The sequence below is a fragment of the Rhizobium sp. CFBP 8762 genome (assembly GCF_014841565.1).
Taxonomy (GTDB): domain Bacteria; phylum Pseudomonadota; class Alphaproteobacteria; order Rhizobiales; family Rhizobiaceae; genus CFBP-8762.
On the sequence record NZ_JACYUD010000002.1, the window covers coordinates 148,314 to 159,848 of the forward strand.

Here is an 11,535-nt window from a genome sequence, read left to right on the forward strand (position 1 = left end):
CTCGAAGCTCTGGTCCCGGAGCACCTCGGGTAAAAGCGCACGCGCTTTTACCGTCGGCTATTGCGTTTCGGACGGGAGGGATCAGCTCTTAGGCAGGTATTCCTTCGGCATGGGGGAACCGGGGAACCATTTTTCATACAGGGTCTTCCACGTTCCATCCTGCATGGCGGCGTGGAGGGCAGTGTTCAGGGCTTCGCGAAACGCGTCATTGCCCTTGCGCACAACGAAGCCTGCCGGTGCATCGAAGGACGGAATATTGACGGCGATTTTCAGGTCCGGATAGCGTTCGCTGTATTGCTTGGCCGCTTCGTAATCCAGAAAATGCGCATCAACCGTGCCGTTGTTCAAGCCCGAAATTGCGGAATTGTTATCGGGAAAACGCACCAGATCCGTGCCTGTGAAGTTCTTCTCAGCATAAATTTCCTGCAGGGTGCCTTGAACCACGCCGAGGCGTTTGCCTTTCAAACCGGCCGCATCCGTCATGGTCTTGTCTGACGTGACCACGGAGAGATAACCGGCGAGGTATCCATCGGAAAAATCGACTGTTTGCTTGCGCGCTTCCGTGGTGCCGATGGCCGCGACCGCCACATCGAACCGCTCATTGGCGACGGAGGGCATCAGCGCGGAAAATTCCTGACCGGTGAAAATCACCTGTTCCGGCTTGAAGCCAAGGCGGCCCGCAACGTTCAAAAACAGTTCAATATCAAAACCGGTGAACTGGCCATCCGCCGTGGTGAATGTGTAGGGCTTGGCATCACCCATCGTGCCCACGCTGATGGTGTTGGCGTCAATCAAGCCATAAGGATTTTCGGCGGCGGATGCCGCGTTAAGGCTGCCGACCAGGGCCAAAGCCGTAATTGCAGCGCGCGCTGATGGCAGAAGACGTTTGAGTATGTGCATTCTCATTCTCTTTCTCCACTCTGAATCTATGATTTTATAGGCTTGCGCAGGTTTCCTCGTCCTGTACAGGCCAGATTGCCGAAACCGACGATGCATTTTAATGCATTCGACATTTCGGATATGCGATCAAGATACCGGTCTCTTTCATTATGAGACCGGTCTCATTTGATAATTGTTAGTTCGATATTGACCATCCGTCAACATCTCCAGTAATCGAATGCCCATGAAAACACCGGCACTGAAAATTCGCGCTGTGACCGTCAGCGATGTGGCACAGGAGGCCAATGTCTCCAAAGCCACGGCCGCGCGGGTGCTTGGAAACTATGGCGTGGTGAGCGAAAAGGTGCGCGAAGGCGTACTCGCCGCAGCCAAGCGTCTTGATTACCGGCCCAACGAGCTTGCGCGCAGCATGTCCACCGGGAAATCCGGCATTATCGGTGTTGTCGTTGGCGATATTGAAAACCCGTTTTTCAGCTTGGCCGTTCGGGGTATCAGCGATGCGGCAAAGGCGGAAGGTTTCAACGTCATTCTCGCCAATTCCGGTGAGCAGATCGAAACAGAGAAAGCGGCTCTTCGTCTCCTGACCGGCAAACGCGTAGACGGACTGATCGTGACGCCTTCGGAGTCGCGTGACATTTCCCATTTGCGTGACATTCTTCGCTCCGGCACCCCGTTGGCATTGCTGGACCGTGCTCTGAGCGATCTCGATGTAGATACAGTGACTGTTGACGACAAGCAGGCGGCGTTTATGGCCACACGCCTGTTGGTAAAAGCCGGGCATTCCAACGTGTGCTACCTCACCGCTGTCGATACGGACGAGCATGCCTACCGGAACATAGACCAGATCTACACCTCGTCCGTTCGGGATCGTATCCAGGGATTTTTGCAAGCATGTGCTGAAGCCGGAATCGATAAGCCGGAAAGGTTGGTTCGGCTGGGCGCGACAAGCCAGCCCGAGACTCGGGCGATTGTCAGCGAATCGCTGCGCCAGCCTCAACGCCCGACGGCAATTCTCGCATCCGACAGCGTGATTGCGCTGGAAACCTTCAAGGCCATACGCGAAACCGGATTGTCAGTTCCCGGTGACATCTCGCTGATTACATTTCACAATGCCGACTGGACGAGTGTTACGAGCCCACCCATTACCGTTATTGATCAGCCGGTCTACAATCTCGGAAAAGCCGTCGCGGAGCTGTTGATCCGGCGCTTGAAAGGCCATGCTCATCCGCCAGAACGCGTGATACTGCCAACCCATATCATCGAACGCGGTTCGATCGCGCCGCCTACGACTGCCAAATGAAATGGCGTCGCGCACCTTGACGCTCGCTTCATCTGCACGACATCCCCATTAGAGCGCCGTGCGTCCATTTGGACGCACAAAGTCGCGCTAACGCTTTCAATTTAGGCATCGGCGGTAGTTTGCATTTTGACGATAAGAGGGATCATGACACAGCAAACGTTCACCAACACACGCATTGTTCTGGCATCAAGACCCAGCGGCGCACCGACGGCAGAAAACTTCCGGCTGGAAAACGTATCTGTCCCTGAACTGGCCGACGGGCAGGTTTTGCTGAAAATCCTGTTCCTGTCACTCGACCCCTATATGCGTGGCCGTATGAGCGACGCGAAATCCTATGCTGCGCCAACCGAGATCGGCGCAGTGATGGAAGGGGGTACGGTCGCGCGCATCGTTCAGTCGCGACACCCTGATTTTCATGAGGGGGACTTTGTGTTGTCCCATTCCGGTTGGCAAAGTTACGCAGTCTCGGATGGCTCTGGATTGAGAAAGCTGGACCCGTCCGCCGCACTGCTTTCCACCGCGTTGGGTGTGCTCGGTATGCCGGGCTTCACGGCCTACGCCGGTCTGCTGACCATAGGCCAGCCGAAAGCGGGAGAAACTGTCGTGGTTGCAGCAGCGAGCGGCGCTGTTGGCTCGGCTGTGGGGCAAATTGCCAAGATCAAAGGTGCGCGCGCGGTGGGCATTGCCGGTGGTCCTGAGAAATGTTCCTTCGTGCGCGATGAACTGGGCTTCGACGCTGTTGTCGATCATCGCGACCCAGACTTTACGGCGAAGCTGAAGCAAGCCTGCCCCAACGGTATCGATGTCTATTTCGAGAACGTTGGCGGCAAGGTCTGGGATGCGGTGTTTCCGCTTTTGAACACCTATGCCCGCGTGCCAGTCTGCGGATTAATTGCGCAGTATAACGCCACAGCAGGCGGCAGTGGTCCGGACCGGTTGCCGAACTTTATGCGCGAAGTTCTCACGCGCAGTCTGCAGATTCGCGGCTTCATTCAGCGCGAATTTGTTGATCAGGCTCCAGCGTTTTATCGGGAAGCCGCGCAGTGGATTGCCGAGGGACGCTTGCGCTACCGCGAGGATATCGTTGAGGGCATTGAGGCCGCACCACAAGCGTTCATAGGCCTGCTGGAAGGCCGCAACTTCGGCAAACTGATCGTTCGCATTGCCGAAGATTGAGGCGTTGTCCTCAGCTTCGTAAACCCGGCGCTTCCTGACCGGTACGCGCAACGTATTCGGTATACCCCCCGCCATATTGGTGGACCCCTTCGGGGGTCAACTCCAGCACGCGATTGGAGAGTGCTGCCAGAAAATGCCGATCATGCGAGACGAACAGCATCGTGCCCTCGTACTGAGACAAGGCCTGAATCAACATTTCCTTGGTGTCAAGATCAAGGTGGTTGGTCGGCTCGTCCAGCACCAGCAGGTTTGGTGGATCAAACAGCATGATGGCCATGACCAGCCGCGCTTTTTCCCCGCCCGATAGCACCCGGCAGCGCTTTTCCACATCATCACCGGAAAAGCCGAAACAGCCCGCCAGTGCCCTGAGGGAGCCTTGACCGGCTTGCGGAAAATTGTCCTCAAGGGTCTGAAAAACGGTTCGTTCCCCATCCAGCATATCCATGGCGTGCTGCGCAAAGTAGCCCATTTTCACACTGGCACCGAGCGCCACGCTACCGGAGTCCGGGTCGGCTGTTCCGCTCACCAGCTTGAGAAGCGTTGATTTGCCAGCGCCGTTGACGCCCATAATGCACCAGCGCTCCCGCCGCCGGACCATAAAGTCGAAATTCTCATAAATAACCCGGCTGCCGTATGTCTTGTGGACGCCCTTGAGGCTGATCACATCCTCACCGGACCGTGGAGCGGGCTGGAACTCGAACGCAACCACCTGACGCCGCTTGGGCGGCTCCACCCGGTCAATCTTTTCCAGCTTTTTCACGCGGCTTTGCACTTGCGAGGCGTGAGACGCCCGTGCCTTGAAGCGTTCGATGAATTTAATTTCCTTCGCCAGCATAGCCTGCTGACGCTCGAACTGGGCAAGTTGCTGTTTTTCGTTCTGCGCGCGCTGCTGCTCGTAGAATCCATAGTCTCCCGAAAATGTCGTGAGCGTACCGGCATCAATCTCGATAATCTTGTTGACGATGCGGTTCATGAATTCGCGGTCATGAGAGGTCATCAAAAGCGCGCCGTCATAGCCTTTCAGAAACTCTTCCAGCCAGATCAGGCTTTCCAGATCCAGATGGTTGCTTGGCTCGTCCAGCAACATCACATCAGGGCGCATCAGCAAAATGCGGGCGAGAGCCACGCGCATCTTCCACCCGCCGGAAAGACCGCCAACGTCTCCGTCCATCATCTCCGGCGTGAAGTTCAGGCCAGCCAGCACTTCGCGGGCGCGGCCATCGAGCGCGTAGCCATCAAGTTCCTCGTATCGGGCCTGCACCTCGCCGTAGCGCTCGATGATCTGGTCCATAGTGTCCATTTGATCGGGGTCGGCCATCGCGGCTTCAAGGTCGCGCAACTCCGCAGCAACGACACTGACCGGCCCCGCCCCATCCATGACCTCGGCAACCGCGCTGCGGCCAGCCATTTCCCCCACATCCTGATTGAAGTACCCGACGGTAACGCCCTTATCAACCGAAACCTGCCCCTCATCCGGCATGTCCTCGCCATTGATCATGCGGAAAACCGTGGTTTTGCCCGCGCCATTCGGCCCGACGAGACCGATCTTCTCGCCCCTGTTGAGAGCTGCGGAAGCTTCGATGAAGAGAATGCGGTGGCTTAATTGCTTGCTGATATTTTCAATACGAATCATATTTCGGGCCCGGAATGTTGCGGCGCCCTTATGGCATGGAAAGACAGTTTATGTGATGAAATTTGGATCAAAGTACACGTCTTGTCGCTCCTCGTTTCACTCCGGTCGGAGTGTGCCTAGAGCATTTCAAGTGAAAGCGGGATCGCTTTCACGCCCGGACAATGCGTCGAAACAAGAGGTTAGAGCATTTCCGACGAACATGTGTTCGCTGGAAATGCTCTAGCGATACCCTGTCATTTCCAGATAGCCGCGACCAGAGTGCGACCCAGTGAAGTTGATTGGCCCCTCCCAATAGGGAAAGCTGGTCGCCATCCATGATTGGGTATTGAGCGCCTTGGTCGTGATGCTGAAATTGCGTGAGGGGACATCGACGCGCCACTCTACCGGAATTGTACGCTCACCAACCTTGGCAGTGTTGAGCGGGGTGACCTTAAGCGCGCCCGGTGGCAGAGGGGTCGGTGTGCCATCGGCGGCAATCCACGTTGCCGATGTATAGCCTTCGCCACCATCGCGCAGGCGAAAGCCCATCAGCTTTTCACCGCTGTCCATATGCAGGGAAAACCAGTCCCAGCCGGTTTGATTTTCAGCCAGCGGCTGCGAAGACCATTCCCGATCCAGCCACGCCTGCCCTGTCACGGACACCGGACCTTGTGGAAGCGTCAGCGTTCCCTCAACGGTATAGAAGGGTTGAGAGTAATAATTGCTGGCTTGCCCCGCCGCTGATTTCACGGAGTAACCGCCCTGCCCTTGCAGCACGATTGGCCCCTTCGCGTCCAGCTTCAAATCATAGCGAAAGTCCTTGCCCGAGGCCGACAGCGAAAGCTTGGAGAGGGTATCCGCCGTATTATCGGTTACGGTCGATGTCATGGCCCAGTCATCAATCCAGGCTAAAAACGGTTGTGTCTTGACCCCAGTACTCACCCCCGCTTGGCCGATTCCGCCACGGGCGAGACGCTCTGCTACAAAATGCTGGACTTGTGCCGTCAGTGCTGCGTGCCCCATCCAGATCTGCGGATCTGTCTCCCCCGGCTTTAACGCCGAGCGGAACAGGGTCCACTGCACACCATAGGGTTTGCCATCGCTGCCGGTCAGGTTGGCGGTGAGATACCACCACTCGATGCGATAATCAGGGTGCGCGCCATGGTCGGCGGGGAACTGGAAGACCGTTCCGGGTTTAGGTACGGCAAATCCTTCCGCTGCCGTGCCAAGACCGGCAAAGCCCTGCGCCATGGCCACAGGGGCATACAGCATCAGGACTAGGCTTAAGAGAATACGCCTAACGTTCATTGGCAAAAACCTTCAACAAATCCGTCGGCGCAAGACGCGCGAGGCGACGCAGCGGTATCAGCGCCGCAAACAAGGCGGCAAGCACAGACAGCCCCCCGAGCCGCGCCCAGTCCGCTGGAAACAGGTGCATGGGCAACCGCCATCCGAACGCTTCGACATTGACAATTGCCAGCAGAACCCATGCCAGTCCGATACCGACTGGCAGTGCCGCGACCATGGTGAGAACTGCCAGAACCATCGTGCGCGCCAGTTCCAGCCACACGAGAGATCGCCGCGTCAGCCCCATCGCCCAGAGCGGTGCGACCTGCGGTAGCCGCATTCCAGAGAGGGTCATGAGGCTCGCAAACATCGCGACACCCGCCACGCCCAAGGTCAGCACATTCAATACGGCGGTGACGGCGAATGTCTTCTCGAAAATATCGAGCGATGTCTGCTTGATGGCCGCCTGGTCCACCATATTCTGGGGTGGCAGATCAAAGTCACGCCCCAAGTCCTCCCGGAGTGCAGGAACCTTTGCCGGATTGAGGCGAACGCCGTAGCGCAGCCGCGACACTTCGGGATAATGCTGACTGAGGGCATCGACACCCACCATGACCTGTGCCAGCGGGTTTCCGTAGTCAGAGTAAATTCCGGCGATCTGTGTTTGCCAGCCGCCCGGCAGGGTCAACGTATCGCCTAACTTCAACCCATCACGGCGGTAGAGTTGCTCGTTGATGATAGCGCTGTTGCCGCTGGCAACGCGATCCCACACATCAGGCACCGATTGCAACAAAGGCCAATTGTTTCGATAGGTTGCGTGGTTTGCCACACCGTAAATCTGAGCAGGCTGGCCACGCACGTCTCCTTCGGTGTTCCAGATCGGCAGCACGGCCTCCACACGCGGATTGAGCCATGTGCGCAAGCGCGCCGCCTCGTCTTCCGTGCGCGCGGTTATGTAAAGTTCCGCTGCCAACCGTTGGTCCAGCCACCCGGTGAAGGTTAAGCGAAAGCTGGAAACCATTGTTCCGACACCCACATTAGCAGCCAGTGCCAGCAGCAGCGCCATGAGAGACAAGGACAGGCCGGGAAGCTGCTGGCGGCTATCAGCCCAGAACCAGAAGCTGAGCGGGCCACGTGCCTGCTTCTGCATCAGCGACAGGAGGATCGCCAGCAATACGGGCAGCGCAAGCGCTGCCCCCATCAGCATGGCAGCCAGTACGCTGAAACCAACCACAAGACCGGAGCCCCAATGGGCAAGCGCGGCGGTCAAGCCAAACAGGCCCAAAGCCGCTAAGGCCTGTATCCGCAAGGCAGATTCTGACGCGCGCGCCCATGCGCGTGGCTGTGCGGGGGCCAACAGTGGCATATGCCACACCCGCCAAAGGCTTTGCGCCGCCGACACCAGCGTTCCGCCCACGGCAATGCCAACGCCCGCCGCCCACCATGAGGGACGAAGCGACAGGACCCCCGGCACATCTGCTCCATAAAGGCCACGCAAGGTTGCCGCGACATCGGGCAGCAGCAGAGAAGCGATGCCGTAGCCAAGCACCACGCCTGCAACACCGGCAACCAGCGCGAAAAAGAGCAATTCGGCCAGCAACAGACCTGTCAATGCTTTCGCCGAAAACCCTAGAGACCGCAAGGTGCGAAACACCGGTCGGCGTTGCTCGAACGCAAGACCGATAGCGGAGTAAACAATGAACAGCCCGACGACGAAGGCCAGCATGCCGAAAGCCGTCAGGTTGAGGTGGAAACTGTCGGTCAGCCGGGCAAGATCACCTTCACCATCCGGCGCTTTGCGCACCAAGGTCCCGGCAACGTCCGCCAGCGGTGTCTGGCTAAGCGGCTGTTCTGGAGCAACGATCAGACGGCTGACCTGCTCCGGTTTGCCAAGCAGACGTTGCGCGGCCGAGATATCAACAATGGCCGTGTCGGCTGGCACATCTTTTGAAATGCGCAGCGGCGGCGTGTCCAGGCCACTCAACCGGGCGGCGGTTGCTTCCGATACGATCATGACACCCGGCGGCGTCATAAACGAAATCAGGTCGTCATTGGAACTCAGCTCAACCTGCTGCGCCTCCGCAGGCAATGTCAGCGGGTCTATGCCGATCAAATGAATGCGGGTTGTGCCGAAGCGCGCATCGCCCTCAAGCACGGGAGAGACCAGCCACCCGGCGCGGCGCAAATCCACAAACACCTCTTGTGAAAAAACGTTACCATCGGCGGCAACCAACTGGTCCAGCCTGTCGCGCCCTAGCGTTGCGGCAGCACGGTCGTAACTCGCCCTTGCCTGCGCGTTGACCGCCTGAACACCGGACCACAGGGCCGTGGCCAGCGAAAGGCCGAGAAGCAGCATTGCAAGTTGCAGCGGTGATCGTTTCCAGTGGGAAAGAAGGGCTTGAAGGCCAGCGCGCCACATCATGCAATTCGCCCGCCACGCAGATGGATGCGTCGGTCCAACTGGTCTGCCAGACGAATGGAGTGTGTGACCATCAACAGGCCCGCGCCCGTTTCCGCCACCAGTGACAACATCAGCGCCAGAACGGAATCCCCGGTTGCTTCATCAAGGTTCCCGGTCGGCTCATCGGCCAAAACCAACTTTGGACGCGCTGCCAACGTGCGCCCGATGGCGACCCGCTGCTGCTGGCCTCCCGATAACTGTTCGGGATAGCGATGGAGCAAACTCGTCAACCCCAGCCGTTCGGTCAATGACGCTTGCCACGCTGGATCATGACGCCCGGCCAACTTCGCGTGAAACGCGAGGTTGGCTGAAACATCAAGTGAAGGAATGAGATTAAACTGTTGAAATACCAGTCCTACCCCACCACGACGCATTGCAGCGCGCCCTGAATCGTCCAGCGTCGCCATGTCCATATCCAGCACCCGGATCTGACCGAGATCGGGGCTATCCAGCCCGGCGATGAGATGAAGCAGTGTGCTTTTGCCGCTGCCGGATTCACCGGTCAATGACAGGCTTTCCCCTGCTTTCAGGTCCAGATCAATGTCCTGCAACACGGCAAGCGGACCTTCGGCGGTCTCGTAGGATTTAGAAACTCCGTGAAGGGCAAGCAGCATGTTGTATCCTGAAATAAGAGGCTGGCTGCTATGTAAGCTTCTGTTGGAGGAATGAAAGACGCATGCGGCGTTTAGGCCAGTTCCACAGCTTCCGGCTGGTCGGAAGATACAGGCAGTGTCCGTGCCAAAAAGCCATCAATCTCATCAGCCGGCATGGGGCGCGCGAAATAGTATCCCTGAATCATGTTGCACCCTATGCCTGCCAGCGTGCGCACCTGCACACCACTTTCTACCCCTTCAGCCACGCATTCCAGTCCCATATCGAGGCAAAGCGCACTCAGTGATTTGATGATCTTGTGGCTCGTCTGGTTGCTTTCCACATCCTGTACGAAGCTGCGGTCAATCTTGATCTTGTCGAGCGGCAGGCGGTGGATATGGCTCAAACTGGAATAGCCCGTGCCGAAATCATCCAGCGCAATGTTGGAGCCCGCCTCCCGCAGCAGACGCATATTCTCCCGTGCCAGCTCAAAGTTCTGCGTGATGGCGGTTTCTGTCAGTTCGAAGTCAATGCGCTCCGGCGCGATGCCTGAGCCCGCGACCAACGCGTTCAGAACACCCGCCTGACCCGGCAGGCATATGTCGAACGCCGACAGATTGAAGGTCATCCTAACATGCTCCGGCCATGCCGTGGCCGCAGCCAGCGCCTTGGCAAACAGAACGGGCGTCAGGGTGGTGATTACGCCGGCCTGCTCGGCCACACGCACGAACACTGCCGGTGAAACCTGCCCCAGCTCGGGGCTTGCCCAGCGGGCCAGGCATTCAAATGCAAGTGTGCGGTTGGACCGCGCATCTACAATCGGTTGAAACAGCAGGTAGAACTCCTTCTCCATGTCACAGGATTTCAGCGTGGTTTCCATAATGCTGTGTTCGCGGATTTCGCGCTCGTGGTCGGCGTTGAACACCACGGCCCGCCCCCGCCCGTTGCGTTTGGCGTAATAGAGCGCGTAATCGGCCCGCTCATAGAGCTGCGCGGTGGTCGAGGCGGACTCCGGGTAGCGCGCATAGCCAAGCGTGCAGCCGAGATTGACCTGCAAACCATTAACCGCAATCGGCAGGCGAACAGCGTCGAGAATGACATCGGCCACGCCCGACAATTCCTCGCTGCTGCGCGCCCCCGGAAGGATGATTCCGAATTCGTCGCCACCAAGGCGATACACATCGGCCCGACCTTCGCAAATCACCAGAAGCCTTTGCGCAAGGACCTTGAGAACTTCATCACCGAGCACATGACCGTAGGTATCGTTGACCGGTTTAAAGCCGTCGAGATCGAGAATACCGATTGCGAAAGCGAGCTCGTTATCAGTTTGGCGCTTGGCCATATCCGAAAAGAACCGTCGGCGATTGGCGAGGCCGGTTAATGCGTCGAGATTGGCCATCCGGTCATTTTCCTCACTCAAAGCGGCGAGTTCATTGCGCTGGTGAGCCATCTGGCTTTGTGAGAGAGTCAAGGCTGAGAAGTCCGAGCAATACCGCAACAACATCCATGCGCTGACGCCCACCAAAATGATGAAGATAGCAGCCAGCGGCAAGACCTCCGTCTTGTACTGAAAATACACCATTGATGCGTAAAGCGGCGGACAAGTGGCCATCACCACGATGATTGCACCACGAAAATGGGTCATACACACCAGCCCGCACAGCGTGCCCATACTGAAATAGACGACGGACACAATGAATGTGTCGTGATTTCCATAGAACGTCAGTACGGTTGGCCAGACCGCCAATGCCGCAGCGAAAAGCATGCTGGACATGCAGATGTGACGCATGCGCCGCACGATGACAGCGTGCGACGTTTCCCCCCGCCACAACACATACCAAGCGCAGATCCACAGGCCACAAACAGGATAGATAATCAGCGGTGCGATGAAACCGAGCCAGAGGGGCGCAATGCCCCAGTAGCAATAGATGATGAAACCACAACATGCCATTAACGACGCGAAGTAGATAGGCGATTTCGAGATCGCTGCTTCATACTGGGCTTTCAGCAACAGGGGGCAGTGCACATCGAGCATAAAGACACGGTCGATCAGTGTGCGTTCTGTTGTTGTCGTCTCGTCGGATATACTCATCATCGCATCCCAGTGACCTGGAATGACATAAAACACTTTTGAGTCTTTTGAAGACCTTAAACAGAATAAACTGAATTAATTCGTTCATCGACTGACGATACGGTTAATGTGTAGTA

Annotated in this window: 8 protein-coding genes; 2 read left to right on the forward strand and 6 right to left on the reverse strand. The window is 57.5% G+C overall.

The features are described from left to right. Positions 1–81 precede the first annotated feature (81 nt). On the reverse strand, positions 82–900 hold the full coding sequence (locus tag IFT84_RS05900) for an ABC transporter substrate-binding protein (RefSeq protein ID WP_244651112.1): 819 nt from the start codon (positions 898–900) through the stop codon (positions 82–84). Between the two features lie 223 nt (positions 901–1,123). Here IFT84_RS05900 and IFT84_RS05905 point away from each other — a divergent pair, with 223 nt between their 5' ends. Together IFT84_RS05905 and IFT84_RS05910 are read left to right on the forward strand one after the other, a co-directional pair. Continuing rightward, the gene (locus IFT84_RS05905; protein ID WP_192117748.1) at positions 1,124–2,200 is read left to right on the forward strand and encodes a LacI family DNA-binding transcriptional regulator; all 1,077 of its coding nucleotides are present in this window, start codon (positions 1,124–1,126) and stop codon (positions 2,198–2,200) included. Between the two features lie 144 nt (positions 2,201–2,344). Beyond that, positions 2,345–3,376: an NADP-dependent oxidoreductase gene (locus IFT84_RS05910; RefSeq protein ID WP_192117749.1), complete on the forward strand. Its 1,032-nt coding sequence runs from the start codon at positions 2,345–2,347 to the stop codon at positions 3,374–3,376. 10 nt (positions 3,377–3,386) lie between these two features. On the opposite strand, the gene IFT84_RS05915 is transcribed toward IFT84_RS05910, so the two are convergent. The 5 genes from IFT84_RS05915 to IFT84_RS05935 all read right to left on the reverse strand — a co-directional run bounded on the left by IFT84_RS05915 (position 3,387) and on the right by IFT84_RS05935 (position 11,419). Beyond that, positions 3,387–5,009, reverse strand: a complete 1,623-nt coding sequence (locus IFT84_RS05915; protein WP_192117750.1) for an ABC-F family ATP-binding cassette domain-containing protein — start codon at positions 5,007–5,009, stop codon at positions 3,387–3,389. Positions 5,010–5,228: 219 nt separating this feature from the next. Beyond that, entirely contained in the window at positions 5,229–6,296 is a 1,068-nt protein-coding gene (locus IFT84_RS05920) for a lipocalin-like domain-containing protein (protein ID WP_192117751.1), read from the reverse strand. After that, the gene (locus tag IFT84_RS05925) at positions 6,286–8,694 is read right to left on the reverse strand and encodes an FtsX-like permease family protein (RefSeq protein WP_192118294.1); all 2,409 of its coding nucleotides are present in this window, start codon (positions 8,692–8,694) and stop codon (positions 6,286–6,288) included. The genes IFT84_RS05920 and IFT84_RS05925 overlap by 11 nt, the downstream gene beginning before the upstream one ends. Further along, positions 8,694–9,350 (reverse strand): ABC transporter ATP-binding protein, encoded by a 657-nt coding sequence (locus tag IFT84_RS05930; RefSeq protein WP_192117752.1) that lies wholly within the window; start codon positions 9,348–9,350, stop codon positions 8,694–8,696. Before IFT84_RS05930 ends, IFT84_RS05925 begins: the two co-directional genes overlap by 1 nt. 71 nt (positions 9,351–9,421) lie before the next feature. Beyond that, on the reverse strand, positions 9,422–11,419 hold the full coding sequence (locus IFT84_RS05935; protein WP_192117753.1) for a putative bifunctional diguanylate cyclase/phosphodiesterase: 1,998 nt from the start codon (positions 11,417–11,419) through the stop codon (positions 9,422–9,424). Positions 11,420–11,535 lie beyond the last annotated feature (116 nt).